The organism is Pseudomonas sp. UBA3153, from assembly GCF_002364635.1.
GTDB classification, from domain to species: Bacteria; Pseudomonadota; Gammaproteobacteria; order Pseudomonadales; family Pseudomonadaceae; genus Pseudomonas_O; species Pseudomonas_O kuykendallii.
On sequence record NZ_DEYR01000032.1, the window covers coordinates 33944 to 60461 of the forward strand.

At 64.9% G+C, this 26518-nt stretch carries 22 protein-coding genes and 3 pseudogenes; 7 read left to right on the forward strand and 18 right to left on the reverse strand.

Annotation, left to right across the window (positions count from 1 at the left end; genetic code table 11):
• Positions 1–89 precede the first annotated feature (89 nt).
• The gene (locus tag B2X67_RS07125; RefSeq protein WP_286785063.1) at positions 90–2402 is read left to right on the forward strand and encodes a hybrid sensor histidine kinase/response regulator; all 2313 of its coding nucleotides are present in this window, start codon (positions 90–92) and stop codon (positions 2400–2402) included.
• An 11-nt stretch (positions 2403–2413) separates the two neighbouring features.
• Here B2X67_RS07125 and B2X67_RS07130 read toward each other — a convergent pair whose 3' ends face one another.
• The 3 genes from B2X67_RS07130 to msrB all read right to left on the reverse strand — a co-directional run bounded on the left by B2X67_RS07130 (position 2414) and on the right by msrB (position 3915).
• On the reverse strand, positions 2414–2869 hold the full coding sequence (locus tag B2X67_RS07130) for a MarR family winged helix-turn-helix transcriptional regulator (RefSeq protein ID WP_286785064.1): 456 nt from the start codon (positions 2867–2869) through the stop codon (positions 2414–2416).
• Positions 2866–3351 (reverse strand): glutathione peroxidase, encoded by a 486-nt coding sequence (locus B2X67_RS07135; protein WP_090229219.1) that lies wholly within the window; start codon positions 3349–3351, stop codon positions 2866–2868. Before B2X67_RS07135 ends, B2X67_RS07130 begins: the two co-directional genes overlap by 4 nt.
• A 165-nt stretch (positions 3352–3516) precedes the next feature.
• Positions 3517–3915: a peptide-methionine (R)-S-oxide reductase MsrB gene (gene msrB, locus B2X67_RS07140; protein ID WP_286785065.1), complete on the reverse strand. Its 399-nt coding sequence runs from the start codon at positions 3913–3915 to the stop codon at positions 3517–3519.
• Positions 3916–4085: 170 nt separating this feature from the next.
• Here msrB and B2X67_RS07145 point away from each other — a divergent pair, with 170 nt between their 5' ends.
• The 3 genes from B2X67_RS07145 (at position 4086) to htpX (ending at position 6734) form a co-directional block, all read left to right on the forward strand.
• The gene (locus B2X67_RS07145) at positions 4086–5297 is read left to right on the forward strand and encodes a pyridoxal phosphate-dependent aminotransferase (RefSeq protein WP_286785066.1); all 1212 of its coding nucleotides are present in this window, start codon (positions 4086–4088) and stop codon (positions 5295–5297) included.
• Positions 5298–5313: 16 nt separating this feature from the next.
• The gene (locus B2X67_RS07150; RefSeq protein ID WP_286785067.1) at positions 5314–5745 is read left to right on the forward strand and encodes a hypothetical protein; all 432 of its coding nucleotides are present in this window, start codon (positions 5314–5316) and stop codon (positions 5743–5745) included.
• 116 nt (positions 5746–5861) lie between these two features.
• The gene (gene htpX, locus B2X67_RS07155; RefSeq protein WP_273229177.1) at positions 5862–6734 is read left to right on the forward strand and encodes a protease HtpX; all 873 of its coding nucleotides are present in this window, start codon (positions 5862–5864) and stop codon (positions 6732–6734) included.
• Between the two features lie 59 nt (positions 6735–6793).
• Here htpX and B2X67_RS07160 read toward each other — a convergent pair.
• Positions 6794–7444 (reverse strand): annotated as a pseudogene (locus B2X67_RS07160) (thiopurine S-methyltransferase).
• 150 nt (positions 7445–7594) lie between these two features.
• Here B2X67_RS07160 and B2X67_RS07165 point away from each other — a divergent pair.
• Together B2X67_RS07165 and B2X67_RS07170 are read left to right on the forward strand one after the other, a co-directional pair.
• Positions 7595–8014, forward strand: a complete 420-nt coding sequence (locus tag B2X67_RS07165; RefSeq protein ID WP_273229179.1) for an OsmC family protein — start codon at positions 7595–7597, stop codon at positions 8012–8014.
• A 59-nt stretch (positions 8015–8073) separates the two neighbouring features.
• Positions 8074–8937 (forward strand): pirin family protein, encoded by an 864-nt coding sequence (locus tag B2X67_RS07170; protein ID WP_286785068.1) that lies wholly within the window; start codon positions 8074–8076, stop codon positions 8935–8937.
• Positions 8938–8947: 10 nt separating this feature from the next.
• Here the strand turns inward: B2X67_RS07170 and B2X67_RS07175 are convergent, their stop codons facing one another.
• The 7 genes from B2X67_RS07175 to B2X67_RS07205 form a co-directional block, all read right to left on the reverse strand.
• On the reverse strand, positions 8948–9730 hold the full coding sequence (locus B2X67_RS07175; RefSeq protein WP_286785069.1) for a dienelactone hydrolase family protein: 783 nt from the start codon (positions 9728–9730) through the stop codon (positions 8948–8950).
• 45 nt (positions 9731–9775) lie between these two features.
• Positions 9776–10768 (reverse strand): HD-GYP domain-containing protein, encoded by a 993-nt coding sequence (locus tag B2X67_RS07180; protein ID WP_286785070.1) that lies wholly within the window; start codon positions 10766–10768, stop codon positions 9776–9778.
• Positions 10768–14469, reverse strand: coding sequence for a PAS domain S-box protein (locus tag B2X67_RS07185; protein WP_286785071.1), 3702 nt, complete (start codon positions 14467–14469; stop codon positions 10768–10770). The genes B2X67_RS07180 and B2X67_RS07185 overlap by 1 nt, the downstream gene beginning before the upstream one ends.
• Positions 14470–14763: 294 nt before the next feature.
• Entirely contained in the window at positions 14764–16665 is a 1902-nt protein-coding gene (htpG, locus tag B2X67_RS07190; protein WP_286785072.1) for a molecular chaperone HtpG, read from the reverse strand.
• 115 nt (positions 16666–16780) lie between these two features.
• Positions 16781–18046, reverse strand: coding sequence for an MFS transporter (locus B2X67_RS07195; RefSeq protein ID WP_286785073.1), 1266 nt, complete (start codon positions 18044–18046; stop codon positions 16781–16783).
• A 32-nt stretch (positions 18047–18078) separates the two neighbouring features.
• The gene (locus B2X67_RS07200) at positions 18079–18525 is read right to left on the reverse strand and encodes a PaaI family thioesterase (RefSeq protein WP_286785074.1); all 447 of its coding nucleotides are present in this window, start codon (positions 18523–18525) and stop codon (positions 18079–18081) included.
• On the reverse strand, positions 18522–18998 hold the full coding sequence (locus B2X67_RS07205) for a PaaI family thioesterase (RefSeq protein ID WP_286785075.1): 477 nt from the start codon (positions 18996–18998) through the stop codon (positions 18522–18524). The genes B2X67_RS07200 and B2X67_RS07205 overlap by 4 nt, the downstream gene beginning before the upstream one ends.
• A gap of 170 nt (positions 18999–19168) precedes the next feature.
• Between B2X67_RS07205 and B2X67_RS07210 the strand changes: the two genes are divergently transcribed.
• Positions 19169–19432, forward strand: coding sequence for a hypothetical protein (locus tag B2X67_RS07210; RefSeq protein ID WP_273229187.1), 264 nt, complete (start codon positions 19169–19171; stop codon positions 19430–19432).
• Between the two features lie 78 nt (positions 19433–19510).
• Here B2X67_RS07210 and B2X67_RS07215 read toward each other — a convergent pair whose 3' ends face one another.
• The 7 genes and pseudogenes from B2X67_RS07215 to lpdA all read right to left on the reverse strand — a co-directional run bounded on the left by B2X67_RS07215 (position 19511) and on the right by lpdA (position 26481).
• Positions 19511–19900: an MAPEG family protein gene (locus B2X67_RS07215; RefSeq protein WP_273229188.1), complete on the reverse strand. Its 390-nt coding sequence runs from the start codon at positions 19898–19900 to the stop codon at positions 19511–19513.
• Positions 19897–20631, reverse strand: coding sequence for a DUF599 domain-containing protein (locus B2X67_RS07220; protein WP_090229248.1), 735 nt, complete (start codon positions 20629–20631; stop codon positions 19897–19899). The genes B2X67_RS07215 and B2X67_RS07220 overlap by 4 nt, the downstream gene beginning before the upstream one ends.
• A gap of 93 nt (positions 20632–20724) precedes the next feature.
• A pseudogene (locus tag B2X67_RS20815) lies at positions 20725–21240 on the reverse strand (methyl-accepting chemotaxis protein); the annotation flags it as partial.
• A gap of 342 nt (positions 21241–21582) precedes the next feature.
• Positions 21583–22686: pseudogene (locus B2X67_RS20820) on the reverse strand (HAMP domain-containing protein); the annotation flags it as partial.
• A 152-nt stretch (positions 22687–22838) separates the two neighbouring features.
• Entirely contained in the window at positions 22839–23726 is an 888-nt protein-coding gene (gene sucD, locus B2X67_RS07230; protein ID WP_090229252.1) for a succinate--CoA ligase subunit alpha, read from the reverse strand.
• Positions 23726–24892, reverse strand: coding sequence for an ADP-forming succinate--CoA ligase subunit beta (gene sucC, locus B2X67_RS07235; protein ID WP_090229254.1), 1167 nt, complete (start codon positions 24890–24892; stop codon positions 23726–23728). The genes sucD and sucC overlap by 1 nt, the downstream gene beginning before the upstream one ends.
• Before the next feature lie 152 nt (positions 24893–25044).
• A complete protein-coding gene (gene lpdA / locus B2X67_RS07240; protein ID WP_090229256.1) occupies positions 25045–26481 on the reverse strand; it encodes a dihydrolipoyl dehydrogenase in 1437 nt (478 codons plus the stop codon).
• Positions 26482–26518 lie beyond the last annotated feature (37 nt).

The window sequence follows — 26518 nt, forward strand, 5'->3', positions numbered from 1 at the left end:
CGACTCGTCGATGACGCACCGGGCGATGCCGGCGACGCGGTTGATTGGGCTATGCTTGGACGGCGACGGACTCGAGTTGGCCGCTACCCATGGATATATCGTTCACCGACCGCTTGTCATTCAAGCAGGCCAGCCTGACGGTACTGGTAGCATTCATTCTCGGCACGCTACTGAGCCTGATCCAGGTTGGCGTCGATTATGCCAGCGAAGATGCGTCCATCGATCGCGAGATGCAGACGCTGCTGGAAATCGCCCACAACCCCGCGGCGCGCATCGCCTACAACATCGACGCGGAACTGGCGCAGGAACTGGTCGAAGGCCTGCTGCAATCCCCCGCCGTGATCCGTGCGGAAATCATCGACAACGACGGGGTGACCCTGGCGAGCGTCAGCCGGACACCGCATGTCGACGGCTATCGACTGTTCAGCGACATGCTGTTTGGCGAGCACCGCGGCTTCGAATCGACCCTGTTCGTCGACCACGACCCCGGCGAGAACCTCGGCCTGCTGCGTCTGCAAGTCGACACCTATGCCTTCGGCGACCACTTCCTGCGCCGCTCCTTGATCACCCTTCTTTCCGGCTTCGCCCGCAGCCTGCTGCTTTCGCTGATCCTGCTGGTGATGTTCTACGCCATGCTGACCAAGCCGCTGGTCGGCCTGGCGCGTGCACTGAGCACCCGCGACCCGCGTGATCCGCATCAGCGGCTGGAGCTACCGGCGGGCCACGAGCACGACGAAATCGGCGTGCTGGTGCATGCCATCAATCAGCAATTGCAGCTGACCAGTGCCGAGATCGAGCAGCGCCGCGAAGCCGAGAATCGACTGACGCAGTACCTCGGCGAACTCGAAGACATCGTTTCGGCGCGCACCGCCGAAGTGGAAGCGGCCAACGCGCGCCTCATGGCCTCCAACCGCGACCTGCAGGCCGCCAAGCGAACCGCACAGGAAACCGCGCAGGCACGTGCCGCCTTCCTCGCTCACATGAGCCACGAAATCCGGACGCCGTTGAACGGCCTGCTGGGGATGCTTTCGCTGTCGATGGACGGCCCGCTAGGCACCGAGCAGCGCCAGCAGCTGTCGATCGCCCATGACTCGGGCAAGGTCCTGGTGGAGCTGCTCAACGATATCCTCGACCTGTCCAAGTTCGAGGCCGGGCAACTGGAGCTGGAGCGGATCCCCTTCGACCTCGGCAGCCTGGTGGAGGACACCGCCAGCCTGCTGTCGCAGAACGCCAGCCCCGGCGTGGAGTTAACCTGCCTGATCTCGCCGGGGCTGCCGAGCCAGTTGCTGGGCGATCCGACGCGTGTCAGGCAGATCGTCAGCAATCTGCTTTCCAATGCGCTCAAGTTCACCCGCACGGGTCGCGTCGATGTGAAGGTCCGGCCCAGCGCGAACGGTGTCTGCATCATCGTCCGCGACACCGGAATCGGTATCCCGCCCGCGGCCCAGGCGCGGATCTTCCATCCGTTCGCCCAGGGCGGCGCCGGCATCACCCGCCAGTACGGCGGCACAGGGCTCGGCCTGGCGCTGGCACGGCGCCTCTGCGAAGCCATGCAGGGCGAGCTTGAGCTGGATTCGCGCGAAGGCCAGGGCAGCCAGTTCATCGTCGACCTGCCACTGCCGGCGCACCAGCTGGCCGCGCCCGTCCACCGCATGACCGGGCGGGTCGTCGCGCAGATCGCCGCCGACAGCGGCCTGGATGAACTCCTCGACACCTGGCTGCCGGCGTTCGGCCTGAAGTACTGGCGCCAGGACCCTTCGCAGTCGCTCTCCGGGACAAAGGTCGATCTGCTGATCAGCGATCGCGCGGAAAACCTGCTCGGCCTGCGAGCCGAAACCTCGGCGCCGCTGCTGCTGATCACGGCCTACGGCAACTTCCTGCCGACCGAGGAAACGGCGCACCTGGCACCGCTGGAGCAGTTGGCACGACCGCTGTCGCGCGCCGCGCTCGCGCAGTCGCTGTCACGCCTGCTCGGCCAGGAGCCGACCAACGTCGATCCACAGCAGCGCGAGGAAAAGCCGTTGCGCCGCGCACGGGTGCTGCTGGTCGAAGACAACGCGGTCAACCAGCTCGTGGCCAAGGGCATGCTCGGCAAGCTGGGCTGCGAGGTGGCGGTCACCGGACATGGCGCCGAGGCGCTGGCGTACCTGGAGGAGCAGGACGTCGATCTGGTGCTGATGGACTGCAACATGCCGGTGATGGACGGCTACGAAGCCAGCCGGCGAATTCGTCGCGACGGACGCTGGGCCGACCTGCCGATCATCGCGCTCACCGCCAATGCCCTGCCGGACGAACGCGAGCGCTGCCGCAGCTGCGGGATGAACGATTACCTGGCCAAGCCGTTCCGCCGCGAAGAACTGGCGGCGATGCTCGACACCTGGTTTTCACCCTCCGCCCACTAGCGAACCGCCCTTCAGCGATCGAGCAGGTGCAGCAGCCGGTCCAGTCGTTCGCGCAGCTCGATCAGCTCACCGGCATCCACATCCGCCATGCAGTGCAGGCGCTGCTGCACCGGGGGAACCTGGCCACGCAAGGCCAGGCCAGCCTCGGTGAGACCGAGGTGCACCTCCCGCTCGTCCCGAACGGCGCGCTGCCGGCGTACCAGGCCGAGTTGCTCGAGGCGCTTGAGCAACGGCGTCAGGGTTCCGGAATCCAGCATCAGGCGCTGGCCCAGCGCCTTGACCGTCGGCTGCCCGGGATCGCTGGCCTGCCATTCCCAGAGCACCATCATCGCCAGGTACTGCGGATAGGTCAGGCCGAGCGCATCGAGCATCGGCTTGTAGCCGCGGATGACCGCCCGCGAAGCGGCGTACAGCTTGAAGCAGATCTGCTGATCCAGCGCCAGACCGGCCTCCTCGGCAGCACTCACTTGAGCAACGCCTCGATCTCTCCGGTCAGCTCCTCGGGCTTGGTGGTGGGCGCGAAACGCTTGACCAGCTGGCCGTCGGCGCCGATCAGGAACTTGGTGAAATTCCACTTGATGCCCTGGCTGCCGAGCAAGCCGGGAGCACGCTTCTTCAACTGGACGAACAGCGGGTGCGCGGCGGCGCCATTGACGTCGACCTTCTTGAACAGCGGGAAACTGACACCGAAGTTCAGTTCGCAGAATTCGGAGATGGCGCTCTCGTCGCCGGGCTCCTGCTTGCCGAACTGGTTGCACGGGAAACCAAGCACCACCAGGCCACGGTCCTTGTAATCCTGCCAGAGCTTTTCCAGGCCCTGGTATTGCGGGGTGAAGCCGCACTTGCTCGCGGTGTTCACCACCAGCAGGGCCTTGCCACCGAAGTCGGCGAGGGATTTCTGTTCGCCCTTGATGGTGGTGCAGGGTATGTCGAGGAGTACGTCGCCCATGATTGTTGTCCTTGTCGATGGAAGAAGGCGAAACATAGCAATCAATTGAATTGCACACAATTTATCTTGATCCACGAGACCTTTTCAGTTCGCCAAGCAGCGACGTTACAGCGTTAGGTAAGGTGGGCTGAAGCCCACCCTACGGGGGCGGTGCTTCTGGTGGAATCAGGCGTCGCGCGGTTCCAGCTTCAGCGACGCCGAGTTGATGCAGTAGCGCATACCGGTCGGGCGCGGACCATCTGGGAACAGGTGGCCGAGGTGGGCGTCGCAGCGCGCGCAGCGTACTTCGACACGGTGCATGCCGTGGCTGAAGTCCTCCAGTTCGCGGATCGCCTCGGGCGACACCGGCTGGAAGTACGCCGGCCAGCCGCTGCCGGAGTCGTACTTGGTTTCGGAGTCGAACAATGCGGCGTCGCAGCAGGCGCAGCGGTAGAGGCCGGGCGTCTTGCTGTCGTTGTACTTACCGGTGAACGGGCGCTCCGTACCGCCCAGGCGGCAGATGTGGAACTGCTCGTCGGAGAGCTCCTCGCGCCAGGCGTCCAGGTTTTTTTCAAGCTTGTCCATGGGGTTACCTCGTAGCGGAAAAAAGCCCGGGCTGTACCTTTTCCGGTCATCGGGCCGGACGTATCATGCCTGACTTTCGACAGCGGCCTGGCGTCCGGGTTGCGGCCCGCCCCCTCTCCGCCCTCCTCCAAGCGCGACCGTCCGCCGCGCCATTCGGGACATCCAGCCTCATGCAGTTCAGCAAATCGAACAAGCTCGCCAACGTCTGCTACGACATCCGCGGCCCGGTGCTCAAGCACGCCAAGCGCCTGGAAGAGGAAGGCCAGCGCATCCTCAAGCTGAACATCGGCAACCCGGCGCCGTTCGGTTTCGAGGCGCCCGAGGAAATCCTCCAGGACGTGATCCGCAACCTGCCCACCGCGCAGGGCTACAGCGACTCGAAAGGCCTGTTCAGCGCGCGCAAGGCGGTGATGCAGTACTACCAGCAGAAGCAGGTCGAAGGCGTCGGGATCGAGGACATCTACCTGGGCAACGGCGTTTCCGAGCTGATCGTGATGTCGATGCAGGCGCTGCTCAACAACGGCGACGAGGTGCTCATCCCGGCCCCCGACTACCCACTGTGGACCGCCGCGGTGGCGCTTTCCGGCGGCAAGCCGGTGCACTACCTGTGCGATGAACAGGCCGGCTGGTTCCCCGACCTCGCCGACATGAAGGCCAAGATCACGCCGAACACCAAGGCGATCGTACTGATCAACCCGAACAACCCGACCGGCGCGGTGTACTCCAAAGCGGTGCTCGAGGGCATCGTCGAACTGGCGCGGCAGAATGGCCTGGCGCTGTTCTCCGATGAAATCTACGACAAGATCCTCTATGACGACGCGGTACACGTTTCCACCGCGTCGCTGGCCCCGGACGTGCTCTGCCTGACCTTCAACGGGCTGTCCAAGTCCTACCGCGTGGCCGGTTTCCGCTCCGGCTGGGTGGCGATTTCCGGGCCCAAGCAGCACGCGCAGAGCTACATAGAGGGCCTCGACATCCTTGCCAACATGCGCCTGTGCGCCAACGTGCCGAGCCAGCATGCGATCCAGACCGCGCTGGGCGGCTACCAGAGCATCAACGACCTGGTGCTGCCCAATGGCCGCCTGCTGGAGCAGCGCAACCGCACCTGGGAGCTGCTCAACGACATCCCCGGCGTCAGCTGCGTCAAGCCGATGGGCGCGCTCTACGCGTTCCCGAGGATCGATCCGAAGGTCTGCCCGATCCACAACGACGAGAAGTTCGTCCTCGACCTGCTGCTGTCGGAGAAACTGCTGATCGTCCAGGGCACCGCGTTCAACTGGCCGTGGCCGGACCACTTCCGGGTGGTCACGCTGCCGCGCGTAGACGACCTCGAGCAGGCCATCGGGCGCATCGGCAACTTCCTCAAGACCTATCGCCAGTGAGCCAGCGGGGCGCCTGATGGACCTGCAGATCGACGAGTTCTACAAGGATGCCGCTGCCGGCATGCTGCTGCTCTATCAGGCGTTCCCGCGCAAGGTCGGGCTGTACGTCGTGGATCTCATCGGTTTCGAGGAGCCCGACGAATTCGGCCTGCCGAGCAAGCGCCACCAGAACTGCCTCGGCGCGCTGATCTGGCTCGCCGACGAGGGCTACATCCGCTACGAGTCGAGCATCCGCTACGAAGCGCTCGATCAGGCAGTACTCAGCGAGAAGGGCTTCCTGCGCCTGTCCAGGGCGGTACCGCACGTGGCCGGCGACGCCGAACTGCCGGCGGCCGTGCGCCGCGTGCAGGGCACCCTCGCCCACCAGTTGCGCGAGGCGCTGGCCGAGGGCCAGAGCGAGCGCATCGCCCGGCTGGCCCGGCTGATCTTCGACCGCGCGCCGGAATGACCCGCCGCAGGGCGCCCAGGACACAGTTTGATACCAGAGCCTGGTTGAACTGACCGATGGCGCCCCTTATATAGCCGACGTACTTACTCTGTTATCCCGTGAGGATCGTTTTAACCATGATGCGCATCCTGTTGTTCCTGGCCACCAACCTGGCGGTACTGGTCATCGCCAGCATCACCCTCAAGCTGCTCGGGGTGGACCGCTTCACCGGTCAGAACTACGGCAGCCTGCTGGTCTTCTGCGCCGTTTTCGGTTTCGCCGGCTCGCTGATCTCGCTGTTCATCTCCAAGTGGATGGCGAAGATGAGCACCGGCACGCAGATCATCAGCCAGCCGCGTACCCGCCATGAGCAGTGGCTGCTGCAAACCGTCGAGCAACTGTCCCGCGACGCCGGCATCAAGATGCCGGAAGTGGGCATTTTCCCCGCCTACGAGGCGAACGCCTTCGCCACCGGCTGGAACCGCAACGATGCCCTTGTCGCCGTCAGCCAGGGCCTGCTCGAACGCTTTTCGCCGGACGAGGTGAAAGCCGTACTGGCCCACGAGATCGGCCACGTAGCCAATGGCGACATGGTCACCCTGGCCCTGATCCAGGGCGTGGTGAACACCTTCGTGATGTTCTTCGCGCGAATCTTCGGCAACTTCGTCGACAAGGCGATCTTCAAGAACGAGGACGGCCACGGTATCGGCTACTTCGTCGCGACCATCTTCGCCGAGCTGGTGCTGGGCATCCTCGCCTCGATCATCGTCATGTGGTTCTCGCGCCGTCGCGAGTTCCGTGCCGACGAGGCCGGCGCCAGCCTGGCGGGCACCAACGCGATGATCGGCGCCCTGCAGCGCCTGCGTTCCGAGCAGGGCGTGCCGGTGCAGATGCCCGACAGCCTGACCGCGTTCGGCATCAACGGCGGCCTGAAGAACGGCCTCGCCGGGCTGCTGATGAGCCACCCGCCGCTGGAGGAACGCATCCAGGCGCTGCGCCAGCGCGGCTGATTCGGGCGGGCATGAAAAAAGGGCGGTCTCGACCGCCCTTTTTGCTGCCCGCGACCTGGCTATCGACGCAGCCTGTAGACGCTCTCCTGCAGCCGCGTCAGCCCGCGCTGGAGGAATCTCCAGTTCTCACCCAGCACGTCCAGCGACTCCAGCGGCTCGATCCGCCAGCCCGCGTACAACTCCCGCACCTCCGCGTCCGCGACGGCGAACGGCGGGCCGCTCATCTGCGCCTGGTCATAGTCGAGGGTGATCAGCAGGCCGTCGCTGCGCGATGGCAGGATGCGCTCCAGGTGCTCTACGTAGGCACGGCGCATCGTCGGCGGCAGGGCGATCAGCGCGGCGCGGTCATAGAGGGCCGCGCAATCGCCGACGTCCTCGGCGCTCAGGGCGAAGAAATCGCCTCACCACAGCTCGATGTCGCCATGCCGATGCACGCTGAACACGCCGCGCTGCTCGACCTGCGCTTCCAGTTCCCGCTCGGCGAAGAAGTCCTGCACCGCCCGTTCCGCCAACTCCACGCCCATCACGCGCAGACCGCGCGCCGCCAGCCAGTCGATATCCAGGCTCTTGCCGCACAGCGGCACCAGCACCTGCGCACCCTCCTCCACGCCCAGCGCGGGCCAGTGGCGCCGAAGGTAGGGGTTCACCTCGTCGAGGTGAAAACCGATTTCGTTGCGTGACCAGCGTGCCTGCCAGAAATCCGCTTGCATCGTGTGTGTCTGCTCCATGGTGGTCGGTGCCTCGCAGAATAATCCAATCGGCGTGCCTGCGGCGCCTCCCGCCCACGACTTTCAAGCGGCAGGGAACGTCGTCGATAATAAGCGCTCCATTGGGTAGCCTTCCCGCATGAGAGAACAACGATGAGCGTGATCGTCAGCAGCGAATCCAGCGACAACTACCGCCAGCGCATCGAGGTGGACGAACGCCACGAGCTCTACACCGACCTGCCGACCTCGGCCGGCGGCGAAGGCAGCGCGCCCGATCCGCACGATTACTTCGACGTCGCCCTGGGCACCTGCAAGGCGCTCACCGTGACCCGCTACGCCCGCGACAAGGGCATTCCGCTGACCGGCGTGAGCGTCGAGGTCAGCCACGATGGCAGCGAGGAGCGCCAGGGCCGCTATGCCTTGAGCGTGGTCCTCACGCTCAAGGGCTCGCTGACCGCCGAGCAGCGCGCCAGCCTGCTGCGCGTGGCGGACAAATGCCCGCTGCACAAGCTGATGACCACCGCCGAGGTGAGCATCGACACCCAGCTCAGCGAAGGCGCCTTCAGCCAGTAGCGCTTTTCTGCCAGGCGTAACGCGGGCATCCTCCTCGCACCTTCAACTGGAGCGTCGTCATGTCCGAACTTCGCCTTCTGCGTGCCCACCGCGAGGAACTCGCCGGCCAGGCCATCCTGCGCAGCCTGCCGGCTGCGCAATGCCGCAGCGTCGGCCCCTTCGTGTTCTTCGATCACATGCTGCCGACGCAGTACCCGCCCGGCCATGGCATGAACATCCTGCAGCACCCGCATATCGGCCTGTCCACCCTCACCTACCTGTTCGAGGGCGAGCTGCTGCACAAGGACAGCCTCGGCTCGGCGCAGCAGGTGCGCCCTGGCGAAGTGAGCTGGATGACCGCCGGCAGCGCGGTGGCTCATGTCGAGCGCACGCCCGAGGCGCTGCGCGAACGCGGCTCGCTGCTGCACGGCCTGCAGGTCTGGCTGGCGTCGCCACGCGCGGACGAATGCGGCGAGCCCTGCTACAGCCATCACCCGGCCGACAGCCTGCCAGCCAGCGAAAGCCTGGGCGTGCATATCCGCCTGATCGCGGGAGAGGGTTTCTGCCTGAAGTCGCCGGTGCCGGTGCTCTCGCCAACGCTGTATGCCGAACTACGCCTCAGCGCAGGGGCGTCGCTGTTGATTCCGGCGGAACACGAGGAACGCGCGCTCTACCTGATCGATGGCGAGGCGCTGGTGGAGGATCAGCCGCTGACGGCGCAGACGCTGACGGTATTGCTGCCCGGCGAAGCGCTGACGCTGAGCGCCTGCGGTAGTTCGCACCTGGTGCTGATCGGCGGTGCACCGCTGGACGGGCCGCGACGGATGAACTGGAATTTCGTCGCCAGCGACCCGGCGCTGATCGAGCGCGCCCGTCAGCGCTGGAGCGCAGGCGACTGGCCGCAGGTGCCCGGCGAAACCGGGCGCATCGAGCTGCCAGCCTAGAGCTGCCCGATCAGGCGCGCGGCGCGAAGGCTTCGCTGAAGAAGTCGTCCAGCGCGCGGAACGCCCGCGCCGCCACTACCGGATGGTATTCGGCCATCCCCGGCATGTTGGCCGCCGGGTTGCTGAACGAGTGCACGGCACCGCCGTACTGCACCAGTTGCCAGTCCACGCCGGGCGCCGCCTGCATCTCGGCGATGAAGCCCTGGACCTGGGTTTGCGGCACCAGCGGGTCATTGGCGCCGTGCAGCACGAGGACCGAGCCGCGGATATTGCGGGCGTCTTCCGGGTTCGGCGTATCCAGGGTGCCGTGCAGGGAAACGAAGCCCTTCAGCGGCACGCCGGCGCGGGCCATTTCCAGCACCGTGCAACCGCCAAAGCAGAAGCCGATGGCGCCCAGACGATCGAGGTCGAGTTGCGCTTCGCCGGCCTGGGCCTGGAACGTCGTCAGCGCCGCCTGCGCGCGCTTACGCAGCAGCCCGCGGTCGGCGCCCAGCGGGCCGATGGCGGCGCCCGCCTCGTCGGCATTCTGCGGACGCACGGCGCTGCCGTAGAGATCCGCTACGAAGACCACGTAACGCTCGGCGGCGACACGCGCGGCCTTCTTCAATGCATTGCCGGTCACCCCCATCCAGTTCGGCACCATCAGCAGGCCGGGCCGCGGCGCGGCCAGCGAGGCGGAATGCACCAGCCAGCCTTCGTGGGGCGTGCCGTCGATTTCATAGGCAACCGGTTTGGCCAGCACCTGGGCGGCAGCCAGCTCGGCTACGGCGTCCTGCAGGGAATTCGAGGTCATCAGGTTTCTCCGTTGGAATGAAAAGTCGGTCCGCCGGAGCGGGATTCACTCCTCCGCCCAGCGGGCCTTGATTGCGAGTACGTCCGGCAGACAACCCATGAACAGCTCGACCAGCCGCGGATCGAAATGCCGTCCGCTTTCACGCCGGAGCAGGTCCAGGGCGTCCTCCACCGTCCATGCCGCCTTGTAGGGGCGCACGCTGGTGAGCGCATCGAAGACATCGGCAATCGCGACGATACGCGCCTCGAGCGGGATGGCTTCGCCTGCCAGCCCGAGAGGATAACCCGAACCGTCCCATTTCTCGTGATGCCCGAGCGCGATGCGTTGCGCGGTGCGCAACAGGCCGGAGGGGTGCTCGCCGATGATCCGCGCGCCGATGGTCACGTGGCTGCGCATGACCCGCCATTCGTCCTCGTCGAGGGCGCCGCGCTTGCGCAGGATGGCGTCCGGGATGCCGATCTTGCCGACGTCGTGCATCGGCGCGGCGTGCAGCAACTCTTCCGCCTGCGCCTCGCTGTAGCCGGCCGCACGCGCGAGCACTTGCGAGTAATGGCTCATGCGGATCACGTGCAGGCCGGTTTCGTTGTCCTTGTACTCCGCCGCCAGCCCGAGCCGCTGGACGATTTCCAGGCGGGTCTGGCGCAGCGTTTCGACGTGCACCAGCGACAGATGAGTGCGCAGCCGCGCCCTGACGATCGGCGGGCTCACCGGTTTGGTGATGTAGTCCACGGCGCCGACCTCGAAACCCTTGGCCTCGTCGTCGGTATCCGCCAGGGCGGTGACGAAGATCACCGGTATTCTCGCGGTGCTCGGCTCGGCCTTGAGCGCGCTGCAGACCTCGAGGCCGGTCATGCCCGGCATCATCACGTCCAGCAAGACCAGATCGGGCGACTCGGTGAGGGCCAGCTCGAGGGCCTTGGCGCCGGATTTGGCGAAGAGCAGCCGGTAATCGTCCTGCAGGATGTGCCGGAGCACCTGCAGATTGGTCGCTTCATCGTCGACCAGCAGCAACGTGGGCCGATTGTCCATTCGATCCATCACGCGACCTCCTCCGTGCTCAACCTGCCCTGCAGACCCCGCAGTTGCTGCGCCGCCCGCTCGAATTCGAAATCCTCGAGCAGCTGTTCCAGCGCAGCCAGTTCTGCCCCCGCGGCGTCCTCGCCCAGTGCGCTGCGCACGGACGCCCACAGCGGCTCGTTCAGTTCGCCATGCTCCAGGCTGTCGATGAAGCCAGGCAGCAGTGCCCGCAGCGCGGCGGCATCGAAGGGCATGTCCGCCGCCTCGGCGAAGTTCGGAGCGGAGCGCGGCGCATGCAGAGCAAGGCTGTCGGTGACCGCGGCGAAGGCGCTGGCCAACTGAGCCTGAAGGTCGTCGAAAGCGCTCATCGCCGGATTCTTCAGCGCCTGTTCCAGCGTAGCGGCCCTCTCGCAGAGGTCCACCAGCGCCAGATTGCCCGCCACCCCGCGCAGCCGATGGGCTTGCGCGACGGCAGCTTTTCGATCGCCGGCACGCAACGCCGCGCCGAGCCGCGCACAGGCGTCCCGGTTCTGCTCGAGGAAGTGCGAAATGGCGTCGCGCAAGGCTGGTTCGCTGCTCCAGAGGCGCATGCCCCTCGCCCAGTCGATCACGTCGCCGTGGGCCGGCTCACTCACCGACGGCACGCTCGCCGCGGCACGCAAACCAAACACCCGGCCCAGCTCGGCGAACAGCGCGGCGACGTCGATCGGCTTGGAGGTGAAGCCGTCCATTCCGGCTTCATGGGCGCTGCGGCGGTCCTTTTCCAGCACGCTGGCGGTGATCGCGATGATCGGCGTGCGCGGCATGCCGCGCTGCGCTTCGATGGCGCGAATCCGCCGGGTCGCTTCCAGGCCATCCATGCCGGGCATCTGCACGTCGAGCAGCAGGATATCGAAGCGGCCGGACTCGAACGCCGCGACGGCTTCGGCGCCGTCGCGCGCCTGCACGATACGGTGGCCCTGCTCGCCGAGGATCATGCTCAGCAGCTCGAGGTTCTGCGGCACGTCGTCGGCCAGCAGGATGTCCAGCGGCGGCAGCTCCTGACGCAGCGGCGCCAGGGCCAGCGGGCCGGCGTCGACTGCCTTCAGCGGCAGCAACACGTGGAACACGCTGCCGACGCCCAGCTCGCTCTCCACGGTGATCTCGCCGCTCATCAGCTCGCACAACTGGCGCGCGATGGTGGTACCGAGACCGGTGCCACCAAAGCGCCGGCTCATGGAGGCGTCGGCCTGGGCGAACGGATCGAAGATTTTCTGCAAACGATCGGCGGCGATGCCGATGCCGCTGTCCTCGATGCGCAGGTGCACACGCCCCTGGTCGTCGAACACCGCCAGGCGCACACTGCCCGCCTCGGTGAACTTCACCGCGTTGCCGAGCAGATTGGTCAGTATCTGTTGCACGCGCAGCGGGTCGCCGGAGAACCAGGCGCCAAGCTCGGCCGAATAATCCAGCGTCAGGCTCAGCCCCTTGGCCTCGGCGCTCAGGCTGAGCGAGGCGACCAGTTGTTCGCACAGCTCGCGCAGCGAGAACGGCACGCTCTCCAGCTCCAGCGCGCCCTTTTCCAATTTGGCGGTGTCGAGGATGTCGTTGAGCAGCCCCAGCAGCGAACGCGCGGAGTGCCGCACGGTTTCCAGATGGCGGCGCTGGGTCGGGTCCAGCGAGGTGCCGAGCAACAGCTCGGAGAAGCCGATCACCGCGTTCATCGGCGTCCGGATCTCGTGGCTCATGTTGGCCAGGAACGAGGTTTTCGCGGCCGCGGCCTGTTCGGCGCGCTCCTTGGCGAGGCGCAACTGGTTCTGGATTTCATGGCGGGCGCTGACGTCGGTGGCGAACTTGACGACCTTGAAAGGTTTGCCATCGCTATCGAAGATCGGGTTGTAGGACGCCTGAATCCAGATGTTTCGCCCATTCTTGCCGCGCCGATGGTATTCGCCGGCATCGTATTCACCCGCGCGCAGGCGCTGCCAGAAGTCCTGGTACTCGTCGCTGGCGACGTAGTCGGGATAGCAGAACAGGCTATGGTGCCGACCCTGGATTTCCTCCAGCGTGTAGCCGGAAAGCGCCAGCAGGTTCGCGTTCGCGGTGAGTACGCGCCCCTCCAGATCGAACTCGATCATGCCCATCACGCGACTAATGGCTTCCACGGTGCCTTCGTATTCGGCGTTGCGCAGCTTGCTCTCGGTGATGTCCAGCATCACCCCGTCGACCCATTGCGGCTGGCCCTGGTCATTGAGCACGGCGCTGCCGCCCTCCCAGATCCAGTGCTCGTGACCCTCGCGGTCGATCAAACGGTACTCGATCACATAGCTTTGCCCGGCCGCGATGGAGGCCCTCACCTCGTCGTCGAACGCTTTCATGTCGTCGGGATGAATCAGTTCGCCGATGCGTACTTCCTGCGCCATGAACGCCTCTGCCGGCCAGCCGGTCAGCCCCTCCACCGCGTCGCTCATGAACAGGGCGGTCCAGTACTCGTCCAGCAGCACGCGGAAGGACACCCCGGGGATGTTGCGAATCAGCGAGCTATATTGCTGCTCACTTTCGCGCAGCGATTGCTCCATCGCCTTGCGCTCGCTGATGTCGGAAATGAAACCGACGAAGAGGATCTGGTCAGGCAGCATCGCCATGCCCAGTGCGAGGCGTATCGGCAGCAAGGTGCCGTCGCGGCGCAGCCCGAGCGTTTCGCGGCTCTGGCCAACGACGTCCACCGGCTCCCCGTGCGCGTAGGCGTGCAGGTAGCCGGCATACTCACGGCGCACCGCCTCGGGCATCAGCATCTCGAAGTGGCGGCCGATCAGCTCTTCGGTGGACCAGCCGAACAGCCGTTCGACCAGGCGGTTGGCGCTGACGATATGGCCGCGCTGGTCGAGGGTGATGATGCCGTCCACCGCCGTATCCAGCAGCGTGCGCATCTTCGATTCGCTGCTCTGCATCTGCAGGTACATCAGCCGGTAGCGCAGCAGGCTGTTGGCAGCCAGCACGAACACGCTGAGGGTCAGCGCGATCAGTGTCACGGCGAGGGCGATGTAGTTCGCGTGCAGCGCGCTCTGGGCTACGTCCAGCGTCGGGCTGCCGACGAAACGGGCGCCAATCATGCCGGTGTAGTGCATGCCGGAAATCGCCAGCCCCATGACGCTCCCGCTGATCAGCACCGCCTGGAACGAGGACAGGTTCTTCACGCGTGCCAGGCGGAAACGAATCCACAACGCCAGCACGGCAAGGCCGACCGCCACCACGATCGACAGGGCGAACCAGATCGGATCGAAACGCAGCAGCGGGCCCATGCGCATCGCCGCCATGCCGGCGTAGTGCATGGCGCCGATCCCGGCGCCCACCAGCAGGCCGCCGACCCACAGGGCGCTGGCGCTCAGGCGCGGTCGCGAGAGCAACTGCAGGGCGACCCAGGACGCGCCAAGGCTCGGCACCACCGACAACACGGTGATACCCGGTTCGTAGCTGACTTCGGTGCAGAGTTGCAGGGCCAGCATGCCAATGAAGTGCATCGACCAGACGCCACCGCCAAGGGCCAGCGCACCGGTACCGATCGCCACCTGGCGATAGAGAAGACTGGCGCTGGCACGCGCCACACCGGCCATTTGCAGCGCCATGCTCGAGGTGAACACCGCGATAGCCAGCGAAAGCAGCACCAGCCACGGGTTGTAGCTGGCGAGCAGGAGCAGGCCCGGGTCGCGGGTATCGCCGAACAGGGAAATCAGTTCATTCATGGGGCGGCTCTACGTGCACTCAGGAGCTGACAGCTGACGAGCCCTGGCCGGTAAGCCTGGGTGAGCGCCTCGGGGCGCTTCTGATCGATTGAAGACGACGGCCCGATTCGGTCGGGCAGCCGAGTGGCATCAATATGCCACCATAATACCTCAGCGGCGCGCCCAGCCTAAAGCCTCCATGCGAAAGGGCCTCATTGATCCTCTATAACGACCCGATTGGTTTTTTCTGTACCCAGAACGACAAAAGGCCCGCCTCCGGAAAGAGACGGGCCTTTTGCTGACCGCTTACTCAGCTCAGGCGGATAGCTCGACCAACAGCTTGTTCAGCCGACGCACGTAGCTGGCCGGGTCCTTCAGGCTGTCGCCCGCGGCCAGGGCGGCCTGGTCGAAGAGGATATGGCTCAGCTCGCCGAAGCGGTCCTCGTCGGGTTCGCGATCGAGCTTCTCGATCAGCGGGTGCGTCGGGTTGAACTCGAAGATCGGCTTGGAATCCGGCACCTTCTGCCCGCTGGCTTCGAGGATCTGGCGCATCTGCAGACCGAGATCGGCCTCGCCAATCGCCAGGATCGCCGGCGAATCGGTCAGGCGGTGCGACACGCGCACCTCCGCCACCTGCTCGCCCAGCGCCGCCTTGAGGCGTTCGACCAAGCCTTCCTTGGTCTTCGCGACCTCTTCCTGGGCCTTCTTGTCCTCTTCCGAGTCCAGCTTGCCGAGGTCCAGGTCGCCGCGCGCGACGTCGACGAAATGCTTGCCGTCGAATTCGGTGAGGTAGCTCATCAGCCACTCATCGATGCGGTCGGTGAGCAGCAGCACTTCGATGCCTTTCTTGCGGAAGACTTCCAGGTGCGGGCTGTTCTTCACCTGCGCGTAGCTTTCGCCGGTCAGGTAGTAGAGTTTGTCCTGCCCGTCCTTCAGGCGCGAGACGTAGTCCGCCAGGGACACGCTGGGCTCGCCTGATTCGTCGGAGGTCGAGGCGAAGCGCAGCAGACCGGCGATCTTCTCGCGGTTGGCGAAGTCTTCCGCCGGACCTTCTTTGAGCACCTGGCCGAAGTGCTTCCAGAAACTCTTGTACTGCTCGGGTTCGCCCTTCGCCAGTTTCTCCAGCATGTCCAGCACGCGCTTGGTCAGCGCCGACTTCATCGAGTCGACCACCGGGCCGGACTGGAGGATTTCGCGCGAGACGTTCAGCGACAGGTCGTTGGAGTCGATCACGCCCTTGATGAAGCGCAGGTACAGCGGCAGGAACTGGTCCGCCTGATCCATGATGAACACGCGCTGCACGTATAGCTTGAGGCCCTTGGGCGCTTCGCGCTGGTACAGGTCGAACGGCGCGCGGGCCGGGACGTAGAGCAGCGAGGTGTACTCGAGCTTGCCCTCGACCTTGTTGTGGCTCCAGGCCAGCGGATTCTCGTAGTCGTGGGCGACGTGCTTGTAGAACTCCTGGTATTCCTCGTCCTTCACCTCGGTACGCGGACGCGTCCACAGGGCGCTGGCGCGGTTTACGGTTTCCCACTCGGTCTCGGCCGGCTTCTCTTCGTCGCCGTGGTGTTCCTTCGGCAGTTCGATGGGCAACGCGATGTGGTCGGAGTATTTCTTGATGATGTTGCGCAGGCGCCAGCCATCGGCGAACTCTTCCTCGCCCTCTTTCAGGTGCAGGACGATGCGCGTGCCGCGCTCGGCCTTGTCGATGTTCTCGACCTCGAATTCGCCCTCGCCCTTCGACGACCAGAGCACGCCTTCGCTGGCCGGCTGGCCGGCGCGGCGGGTGAACACCTCGACCTTGTCGGCGACGATGAACGCCGAGTAGAAGCCCACGCCGAACTGGCCGATCAGGTGGGAATCCTTCTTCTGGTCGCCGGAAAGGTTCTTCAGGAAGTCAGCGGTGCCGGATTTGGCGATGGTGCCCAGGTGCGCGATCACATCCTCGCGGCTCATGCCGATGCCGTTGTCTTCGAGGGTGACGGTCTTGGCGTCCTTGTCGAAGCTGACGCGAATCTTCAGCTCGGCGCCGCCCTCGAGCAGCTCGGGCTTCGCCAGCGCCTCGAAGCGCAGCTTGTCGGCGGCATCGGAGGCGTTGGAAATCAGCTCACGAAGGAAGATTTCCTTGTTGGAATACAAGGAATGGATCATCAGGTGCAGCAGTTGCTTCACCTCGGTCTGGAAGCCCAGGGTCTCTTTGCGAGTTTCCACACTCATCGTCATCGAACTCCACATGGATGGCACAAGCCGCAGGAGCGGCGGATGTCACCAAGGTGGGGGCTTCGTCTGGGATTTCAAGTGTTTAGCCAGGATTGCCGGGATAACCGGCGGCCTAGGGTTCGAGCAGCTCGATGGCGCTGACCTGCTCCGGGGAGAAGCGGAACAACGCCTCGCCGGGCGGCTTCACGGCGCGACGGATGACGATGTGCCCGTCCGTATCGAGCCCGTCGAAGCGTCCCTCGGCATTCACGCCGCGCTCGCTGCGCAGGCGAATCAGCCTGCCGCGATAGCGGGAAGGCTGCTGGAGCAGGCGCTCGACGCTCAGCGGCCGGGGCTCACTGGCGACAGGCTCAGGCGGCCTGGCCGGCGGCTGCGGGTCGGTTGCCTGGACCACCGGCCGGCGTGGCGAATCCACCGGAGCCGGCCGCTCATCCGGCACGCGGGGATAATGATCGCCCTGCACGAACCAGCCTCGCTGGGGGGTCTTGCTCAGCTGCAGCGTCAGGCGCTGCGGCCTGCCGCCGATCGATGCCTGAACGGCGACGTCGGCCCGACTCGCCGGCCACGCCAGCCCGGCGAGCGGTTGCACGCGCACCTCGCGGGTGGCGAAGCGGCGTTGCAGGTAATCGGTGATCACGTAGCGCAGCGTGTCTTCGTTATCGAGATGGGTATCGACCCCATCCTCGCGGTAACGCAGATGATCGGCGAACAGTTCGACACGGCCGTTGAGGCGGGTGGCGTACGGCGCCGGCAGCGACAGGTGGAATTCGCCGGCCAGCTTGTTCGGCGCCAGCGGTTGCAGGTCGAGGTGCAGACTGTAGCCCTCGCTCAGGCTTCGCACGTGCGGCAACTGGCTTCCCGGTGCCAGCCAGCTCAGCTCGACGTCCGCCACGCCCGGGCGATCCTCGGGAAGTACGTCGAGGCGCACCGCGCCCGTCACCGGGCGGTGCAGACGGATGCGCAGCTCGCGGTGGGCGGCGCCCTCACCCTCCTCGCGCAGGCTGAGCACGCCGTCGATCAGCTCGCCCTGCTGCGGTGCGAAGCGCTGGCCGTTGAGCTGGCCGTTGAGGCGGATGTCCAGTTCCGGCGGCAACGCCGGTTCGCGTCTGGCCCAGTCGAGGCTGAGAATCCGCTCCAGACGCTGCGGATCGCTGCCGGCCATCATCGTCAGCCCGACCACCAGCGGAATGACGCCCAGTGCGCACAGCAGCACGGCCCTGCTTGCCAGGTTCCAGCGGAACAGCACGAACAGCAGGGTCAGCGGCGGCAGCAACGCACCGATGCCCCACAGCAGGCTGCTGCGAAAGGCCAGCAGCACCAGCCAGAGCAGCCCGATGGCGATCAGCAGAACCCCGCTGCCCGCCAGCAGCGTTGCCATACCGATATCGCTCAACCCGGAAGACGCTTCGTTCAAGGCTTGTCGACCTTGAAATGCGCCCGCGCGGTGGCGATCGGCTCGCTCTGGCGGCTCTGCCAGGCGGTGATCGCGACATTCGCCACGCGCCGCCCCTGGCGCCAGACCTGGCATTGCGCATAGGTATCGCGGTAATGCCCGGCACGCAGGTAATCGATGGAGAAGTCGATGATCTTCGGCATATGCGGAATGCCCATGAACATCAGCAGGTGCAGCAGACCGGCCTGCTCCATGAAACCGGCGATGACCCCGCCGTGAATCGCCGGGAGCGTCGGGTTACCGATCAGGTCCTTGTTCGCCGGCAAACGGAACACCATGTCCTCGCCCATCCGCAGGCACTCGACGCCGAGCAACCGCGCGTAAGGGATCAGGGCGATCAGGCCGTCGTAGTCGTTCCTCTCGTGGGCGTCGCGCACCTGCTGGTTGAGGTCGAGCGAGGTCATACGGCACCGCCCTGGATGTTGCGCGTGACCGGAGCACCCGCGCGGGCGTTCTTGCCCATTCGCATGAAGGTGCCTACGACATGGGCGATCGGCTGCTGCGGATCGTCCTGATAGGCGTAGCCGCGGGTGAAGATGACGTTCTCGGTGACGCGGTAGCACTCGGCGAAGCCGAAGACATCCTTGAGCGGTTCGGCCGGATGCATGTAGTCGATGCGCAGGTCGAGCGTCGGGCAGATCTCGAACTCCGGCAGCACGCAAACCGTCGAGATACCGCAGGTGGTGTCCATCAGGGTGGTGATCGCGCCGCCGTGGATCACGCCGGTTTCGGGGTTGCCGACGATCTGCTGGCTGTACGGCAGGCGCAGTGTCAGGCCCTGCGCAGTGCCGGCATGCACCTGCATGCCGAGCACCTGACAATGGCGCAACGCGGAGAGAAAGCGCGTGGCTTTCTCGACGATGGCGGTTTCACTCATACGACATTTCCGGGTGATTTTTATGCCGCCGATGATACCCGCTCCACCGCGCGCCAGGCAGCTCGGCAACCCTCGGCGAGATTTTTTGCTCGATAGATAAGGAACTTAGGCGCAAACGTACCGTTCAAACGGGGTGAGATTTGGAAGGTCACTCTGAGGAGAAATACAAAATGAACAAATCCCTGTCCCTCGCCTTGATTCTGGCGGCCAGCATGGGCCTTGCAGCCTGCGACAGCGGTTCCGAGAACAAGAAGCAAGATGCTCAGGAACACGCCAACGAAGCTCAGGAGCATGCCAACAAGGCAGCCGAAGAGCAGAGCAAGGCGGTCGAGGACACCAACGAAGCGAACCAGGAAGCCGCCGAGGAAGCGAAGGACGACGGTCAAACTCCGCCGCCACCTGCCACCACTCCGGCACCGGAAGCCAACAAGTAAGTTCGTATCGCGACCTTACCGTAGGCATGAAAAAGGCCCGCCAAAAGCGGGCCTTTTCTTTTGTCCGGCGAACGACGCTCAGAGCGTCGGCGTGAGCATCAGCAACAGACAGCAGGCCAGGCCGACGAACCACACCAGGCTGCGCTGCCAGGTCAGCCCGATGTAGTAGAACCAGAGATAAACGAGGCGGCTGATCACGAAGATGACCGCCAGTGCGTCGACCAGCCAGCCGTGGGTCTGCGTGGTATGCGCCATCAGCACGCCGGCGAGGAACAGCGGGAAGATCTCGATGCTGTTGAGGTGGGCGGCAAGGGCCCGCGCGCCGGCACCCGTCAGGTTAGCCTGCTGCGCGCGCGGATGGCGGTTATCGTAGCCGCCGGCTTCGGCGTTCATCGCCTTGGCCACCGGCAGCTTGGCGAGGTAGATCAGCAAAGCGGCGATGAATACACACCAGAAAGGTACGCTCATTCGTTTTTCTCCTTGGGCGGCTCTGCTGCGTGAGTGGGGGTGTAGACCATGACCTTCAGCACATCGGAGTGGAATTCGCGGCGGTAGAGGACGAGCACAACCCCCGCAGTGACCAGCATGAACAACCACGGATGGATGAACCAGCCGAGCATCGCCATACCGAAATAATAGGCCCGCAGGCCGAAGTTGAACTGGTTGGCCGCCATGGAGATCACCCGCGCCGCGCGCTCGGCGAAGGATTTGCGCTCCAGTTCGTTGACGTGGCGCTCCCCCACCATCGGCGCGGAGCCGACCAGCGTCGAGGCGAAGTTGTACTGGCGCATGCACCAGCTGAACGTGAAGAAGGCGTAGACGAAGACCACCGCCAGCCCAAGCAGCTTCAGCTCGGACAGCGGGCGGGTGGCGTCCTTGACGAACGGCAGGTCGGCCAGCAGCGACACCGCACGGTCGCTCGAACCCAGCACGGTAAGCACACCCGCGAGAATGATCAGCGTGCTGGAGGCGAAGAAGGAGGCGTTGCGCTCCAGGTTGCCGATCACGTTGGCATCGGCGATCCGGTTCTCGCGCAGCAGCATGCGGCGCATCCAGTCTTCCCGGTACAGGTGCAGCACGCTGGCGAGGCAGGCGGTGTCGCGCCCTTTCCAGCTGGCGTAGAGCGTGTAGCCGATCCAGCAGAAAATGAACCAGCACAGGGCCAGCAGATCGGGCAGATAAGCGGTGGGCACGAACATGGGACCTCCTTGTGAGCCGGCGCGATTATAGCCAGCCAGCCGCTGCGAGCGCCCGACATAAAGCGCCCACCCCGACGCCTCCCATCCGCCGCTTCAGACCTGGAACTGCTCGATCAACTGAACCAGCTGGCCTTCCAGCAGGTGGATCTCCTGCGCCGAACGCCGCGTGCGCTCGACGGTATCCGAGGTCTGGGCGGTTATCTGGTTGGCCCGCAGCACGCTGTTGCCCACCATGTCGGCGACGCTCGCCTGCTCATGGGCCGCGGTCGCCATCGCCTGGATGTTCTCGTCGATTGCATCCACCGCGACGGTGATCCCGCCGAGCGATTCGCTGGTCTGCTCGGCACGCTCGCGGGCATGACCTACCGCCTGCTGGCTGTCGCTCATCATCTCGATGGAGGACGCCGTGCGTCGCTGCAGGGTCTGGATGATCTCCTGAATCTCCTCGGTGGACTGTTGCGTGCGCTGGGCCAGCGAGCGCACCTCGTCCGCCACCACGGCGAAGCCCCGGCCCATCTCGCCCGCCCGCGCCGCCTCGATGGCGGCGTTCAGCGCCAGCAGATTGGTCTGCTCGGCGATCCCGCCGATCACCCCCAGCACCGAACCGATACGCCCGCTGTCCTCACGCAGCGACTCGATCACCGTCGCCAGACTGTCGACCTTGCCGGACAGAACCAGCATGGCCTCCTGATTCGCCCGGACCCGTGCCAGGCCGACACCCGCGGCCGTGCGTGCATCCTGCGAAAGCGCCTGGCCGGCGCGCGCATTGCTGGACATCTCCTGCGCGCTCGCCGCCATCTCCACCATCGCCGAGGCGATCTGGTCGCTTTCCTCGCGCTGCTGCTGTACGTCGCGATGCGCGCGCTCGGCGGATTCCTGCAGGTCTTCGGCGGACTTCTGCAGGGTGTGCGAGGCGCTGGAAACCTCGGCCACGGTGCGCCTGATCTTCTCCACGAAACGGTTGAAGTTCTGCGCCAGCTGGCCAATGTCGTCCTGCCCCTGGACCGGCAGGCGCCGGGTCAGATCGCCCTGCCCGGCCGCCATGTCCTCGAGCATCACGTTGATCCGCGCCAGCGGCCGTACCAGCGCCGCGCCGACGGCGTAAGCCGTGAGCCCAGCCACCAGCAGCGCCGCCAGCACCAGCCCCCAGAACAACAGGTTGGCGCGCGCCACGGTGCTGTCGGCGTCTGCCGCGGCGGCATCCATCGACTGCATGATGCTTTGCTGCAACTGGCTGGCGAGGTCGGCGATCTGCGGGTCGATGGCATCCATCTTCTGCAGTGTCGCGTTGCGTGCGCCCACCAGTTGCACGGCCTTGTCCGCCGCGGCCTTGTACTGCTCCAGGCTCTGCAACGCGCCGTTCAGTTTGTCCTGGGTGCTCTGACTGCTGGTTCGGTCGCGCAGAACGCTCATGGTGCTCTGCGCGTTGCCCAGTTCGGTCTGAAACGACTTGACCTGATCGGGCTGGTTCTCCTGCAGGAACTGGTAGAGGTACTGGCTTCCCAGCAGCAGATGGCGCATCGCCGCGCTGGAGTAGAACACCGCGTCGAGGTTGAAGTCCTGCTGGGCGTTTTCCAGGATCGAGCTGAGAACCTTCTCGATCGCCGGGCCTTGCCGGCCGAGTTCGCCGCTGATGAGCTTCTGGTGTTCCTGGCTCAGCGGCACCAGTGATTCGCGGAACAACTGGCTGTACTGCGCATGCAGGCTCTCCATGGAGGCCAGCAGTTGCCTGCGCTGTGAATCCCGCAGGTGCGCACTGGTCTGCTCCAACGCAGCGCCGAGATCGCGGTCCAGTTCGAGAAACTCCTGCTCGGTCGCCTGATCGCCGGTGCGGGCGTAGTGGCGCACGCTCAACTGCAGCCGCGCCATGCTGTCAGCGACCTTGGCGACCCGGTCCATTCCCGGCCCGAGGTTCTGGGTGACCACCTCTACGCGGCTGGCGATGCTGCGCAGCGACAACGACGAAACGATGCCGAGCGCAATGAGCAACAGACAGAGCATCGCGGGAACCACAGCCATTTTCAGTGCTATACGCAGGTTGGCGAACCACTGCATGGAACGGTTTCCTCGATTACATGAGCCCGCGCGGACAGCGTGCGGGCGATAACGACTTATCGACCGTTCTGCCCCAGGCTTGAGCGCTGGATTTCGTACGGCGGAAAAGAAAAAGGCCACCCGAAGGTGGCCTTTTTCACATCAAGTCAGCCTCAGGCTTTCTTGACTTCCCAACCGGTCAGCTCGGCCAGGGCCTTGCCGATGTCGGCCAGCGAACGAACGGTTTTCACACCGGCGTCCTGCAGCGCAGCGAACTTCTCGTCCGCAGTGCCTTTACCGCCGGAGATGATGGCACCGGCGTGGCCCATACGCTTGCCTGCCGGAGCAGTCACGCCAGCGATGTAGGACACCACCGGCTTGGTCACGTTGGCCTTGATGAAGGCAGCAGCTTCTTCCTCGGCGGAACCACCGATCTCGCCGATCATGACGATCGCCTCGGTCTTCGGGTCAGCCTGGAACAGCTTGAGGATGTCGATGAAGTTCGAGCCCGGAATCGGGTCGCCACCGATGCCCACGCAGGTCGACTGGCCGAAGCCGGCGTCGGTGGTCTGCTTGACGGCTTCGTAGGTCAGGGTGCCGGAACGCGACACGATGCCCACTTTTCCCGGCAGGTGGATGTGACCCGGCATGATGCCGATCTTGCACTCGCCAGGAGTGATGACGCCCGGGCAGTTCGGCCCGATCAGGGTCACGCCCAGCTCGTCGCACTTGACCTTGGCTTCCAGCATGTCGATGGTCGCGATGCCTTCGGTGATGCAGACGATCAGCTTGATGCCGCCGAATGCCGCTTCCAGGATCGAGTCCTTGCAGAACGGAGCCGGAACGTAGATCACCGAAGCGGTAGCGCCGGTGGTCTCGACGGCTTCCTTGACGGTGTTGAACACCGGCAGGCCCAGGTGCGTGGTGCCGCCCTTGCCCGGAGTCACGCCGCCAACCATCTGGGTACCGTAGGCGATCGCCTGTTCGGAGTGGAAAGTCCCCTGCGAACCGGTGAAGCCCTGGCAGATGACTTTGGTGTCTTTATTGATCAGGACGCTCATTACTTGCCCTCCGCAGCTTTGACCACTTGCTCTGCAGCGTCGGTCAGGCTGGTTGCCGCGATGATGTTCAGGCCGCTTTCAGCCAGGACCTTGGCGCCCAGCTCGGCGTTGTTGCCTTCCAGACGGACGACCACCGGAATCTTCACGCCGACTTCTTTGACGGCGCCGATGATGCCTTCGGCAATCATGTCGCAACGAACGATACCGCCGAAGATGTTCACCAGAACGGCCGCGACGTTGCTGTCGGAGAGAATGATCTTGAACGCTTCGGTAACGCGTTCCTTGGTAGCACCACCGCCAACGTCGAGGAAGTTGGCCGGCTTGCCGCCGTGCAGGTTGACGATGTCCATGGTGCCCATGGCCAGGCCAGCGCCGTTGACCATGCAGCCAATGTTGCCTTCCAGGGCAACGTAGTTCAGTTCGAACTTGGCAGCGTGGGCTTCGCGCGGATCGTCCTGCGACGGGTCATGCATCGCACGCAGCTTCGGCTGGCGGTACATGGCGTTGCTGTCGATGTTGATCTTGGCATCCAGGCAGTGCAGGTTGCCGTCCTTCTTGATCACCAGCGGGTTCACTTCCAGCAGAGCCAGGTCGTAGTCCTGGAACAGCTTGGCCAGGCCGACGAAGATGTGGGTGAACTGCTTGATCTGGTCACCCTTGAGGCCCAGCTGGAAGGCCAGTTCACGGCCCTGGAACGGCTGAGCGCCGACCAGCGGATCGATGGTGGCCTTGAGGATCTTCTCGGGAGTGTCGTGAGCGACCTTCTCGATGTCCACGCCGCCTTCGGTGGACGCCATGAACACGATACGACGGCTGGAACGGTCGACGACGGCGCCGAGGTACAGCTCCTTGTCGATGTCGGTGCAGGACTCGACCAGGATCTTGGTGACCGGTTGGCCGTTGGCGTCGGTCTGGTAAGTCACCAGACGTTTGCCCAGCCAGTTGGCGGCGAACGCCTTGGCGTCTTCCTTGCTCTTGACCAGTTTTACGCCGCCCGCTTTACCGCGGCCGCCAGCGTGAACCTGAGCCTTGACGACCCACTCGGTACCACCGATTTTGTCGCAGGCTTCTGCGGCTTCTTCCGGGGTGTCCACGGCGAAGCCTTTGGATACGGGCAGGCCGTACTCAGCGAACAGCTGCTTACCCTGATATTCGTGAAGATTCATGCTTATCTACCGTCTTCGTTAGGTATTGCGCATTCGGCGCTGCGTTAGTGCTGCCGCGCCACCTGTGACTGCCCTTTAAGGAAACAGTCCGATGGGCATTCCGCGGCAAGCCTGGTGGCAGGATACGGGCAACCCATCGTGGTTCTGATCGCTTAGCGCTTTTTGCGGTTGGCGATATGAATGGCATGGCCATTCACTGCCAGAGCGGCTTCATGCAGCTGCTCGGACAGGGTCGGGTGCGAGAACACCATCATGCCCAGGTCTTCGGCACTGGTGCCGAACTCCATGGCGATGGCGCCCTGCTGTACCAGCTCGGCGGCGCTAGGGCCGATCACGTGAACGCCCAGCACGCGGTCGGTCTTGGCGTCGGCGATGATCTTGACGAAACCGGCGGTATCGTTGGCGGCCATGGCACGGCCGCTGGCAGCGAACGGCGCGACACCGACGTTGACTTCGACACCTTCGGCCTTGAGCGACTGCTCGCTCTTGCCGACCCATGCGATTTCCGGGTGGGTGTAGATCACGCCCGGAATCAGGTCGTAATTCATCTGCGCCTTGTGCCCGGCGATACGCTCGGCCACTACCACGCCCTCTTCCATTGCCTTGTGCGCGAGCATCAGGCCACGGACCACGTCGCCCACGGCGTAGACGCCAGGAACGCTGGTGGCACAGAAGTCGTCGACGAAGATGTAGCCACGCTCGTCGAGGTCCACGCCGCTGTCCGCGGCCAGCAGGTCGGTGGTGACCGGACGACGGCCGACCGCGACGATCAGCTTGTCGTAGGTTTCCTTCTGCTCGCCGTTGGCGTCGGTGAAGGTCACGGTGACTTCGCTGCCGTTGATCTCGGTGGCGGTCACGCGCGCGCCCAGACGAATCTTCAGACCCTGCTTGGTGAGGATCTTCAGCGCTTCCTTGGCGACCTGGTCATCGGCGGCCGGCAGGAACTTGTCCAGCGCCTCGAGGACGGTCACTTCGGCGCCCAGACGGCCCCAGACCGAACCCAGCTCGAGACCAATGACGCCAGCGCCGATCACGCCCAGGCGCTTGGGCACGGACTGGAAGTCCAGCGCGCCGGTGGAATCGACGATGACGTTCTGATCGATCGGTGCCGGCGGGATTTCCACCGGGCGCGAACCCGACGCGATGATCACGTTGGTCGCTTCGAGGATCTCGGTGCTGCCGTCACGGCCGGTGACTTCGACCTGCTTGTTCGCCAACAGCTTGCCGTGGCCTTCGAAGGAGGTCACGCCATTGGCTTTGAACAGTGCAGCGACGCCGCCGGTGAGGTTGCGGACGATCTGGTCCTTGCGGGCGATCATGGTCGGCACGTCGATAGTGACGCCGCTGGCCTCGATACCGTGGACTTTGAAGCCTTCGTGGGCTTCGTGGTACTTCCAGGTGCTGTCCAGCAGCGCCTTGGATGGGATGCAGCCGACGTTCAGGCAAGTACCGCCGAGGGCGATCTTGCCTTCCTTGCCGACATACTTCTCGATGCAGGCGGTCTTCAGACCGAGTTGCGCGGCGCGAATGGCAGCCACGTAGCCGCCCGGGCCGGCACCGATCACTACCACGTCGAATTTCTGGCTCATAACAATCTCCATCAACTTTGAGCTTCAAGCGGCGAAC

Coding starts and splice junctions, on each gene's coding strand:
- htpX (WP_273229177.1), top strand. CDS start 5,862: ATGATGCGCATCCTGTTGTTCCTGGCCACCAACCTGGCGGTACTGGTC.
- B2X67_RS07220 (WP_090229248.1), bottom strand. CDS start 20,631: ATGTTCGTGCCCACCGCTTATCTGCCCGATCTGCTGGCCCTGTGCTGG.
- lpdA (WP_090229256.1), bottom strand. CDS start 26,481: ATGAGCCAGAAATTCGACGTGGTAGTGATCGGTGCCGGCCCGGGCGGC.
- sucD (WP_090229252.1), bottom strand. CDS start 23,726: ATGAGCGTCCTGATCAATAAAGACACCAAAGTCATCTGCCAGGGCTTC.
- B2X67_RS07170 (WP_286785068.1), top strand. CDS start 8,074: ATGTCCGAACTTCGCCTTCTGCGTGCCCACCGCGAGGAACTCGCCGGC.
- B2X67_RS07200 (WP_286785074.1), bottom strand. CDS start 18,525: ATGACCTCGCTCGACCTCAACCAGCAGGTGCGCGACGCCCACGAGAGG.
- B2X67_RS07215 (WP_273229188.1), bottom strand. CDS start 19,900: ATGAGCGTACCTTTCTGGTGTGTATTCATCGCCGCTTTGCTGATCTAC.
- B2X67_RS07150 (WP_286785067.1), top strand. CDS start 5,314: ATGGACCTGCAGATCGACGAGTTCTACAAGGATGCCGCTGCCGGCATG.
- B2X67_RS07165 (WP_273229179.1), top strand. CDS start 7,595: ATGAGCGTGATCGTCAGCAGCGAATCCAGCGACAACTACCGCCAGCGC.
- B2X67_RS07175 (WP_286785069.1), bottom strand. CDS start 9,730: ATGACCTCGAATTCCCTGCAGGACGCCGTAGCCGAGCTGGCTGCCGCC.
- B2X67_RS07210 (WP_273229187.1), top strand. CDS start 19,169: ATGAACAAATCCCTGTCCCTCGCCTTGATTCTGGCGGCCAGCATGGGC.
- msrB (WP_286785065.1), bottom strand. CDS start 3,915: ATGGACAAGCTTGAAAAAAACCTGGACGCCTGGCGCGAGGAGCTCTCC.
- B2X67_RS07180 (WP_286785070.1), bottom strand. CDS start 10,768: ATGGATCGAATGGACAATCGGCCCACGTTGCTGCTGGTCGACGATGAA.
- B2X67_RS07135 (WP_090229219.1), bottom strand. CDS start 3,351: ATGGGCGACGTACTCCTCGACATACCCTGCACCACCATCAAGGGCGAA.
- B2X67_RS07195 (WP_286785073.1), bottom strand. CDS start 18,046: ATGGCAACGCTGCTGGCGGGCAGCGGGGTTCTGCTGATCGCCATCGGG.
- B2X67_RS07205 (WP_286785075.1), bottom strand. CDS start 18,998: ATGAGTGAAACCGCCATCGTCGAGAAAGCCACGCGCTTTCTCTCCGCG.
- B2X67_RS07185 (WP_286785071.1), bottom strand. CDS start 14,469: ATGAATGAACTGATTTCCCTGTTCGGCGATACCCGCGACCCGGGCCTG.
- B2X67_RS07145 (WP_286785066.1), top strand. CDS start 4,086: ATGCAGTTCAGCAAATCGAACAAGCTCGCCAACGTCTGCTACGACATC.
- sucC (WP_090229254.1), bottom strand. CDS start 24,892: ATGAATCTTCACGAATATCAGGGTAAGCAGCTGTTCGCTGAGTACGGC.
- htpG (WP_286785072.1), bottom strand. CDS start 16,665: ATGAGTGTGGAAACTCGCAAAGAGACCCTGGGCTTCCAGACCGAGGTG.
- B2X67_RS07125 (WP_286785063.1), top strand. CDS start 90: ATGGATATATCGTTCACCGACCGCTTGTCATTCAAGCAGGCCAGCCTG.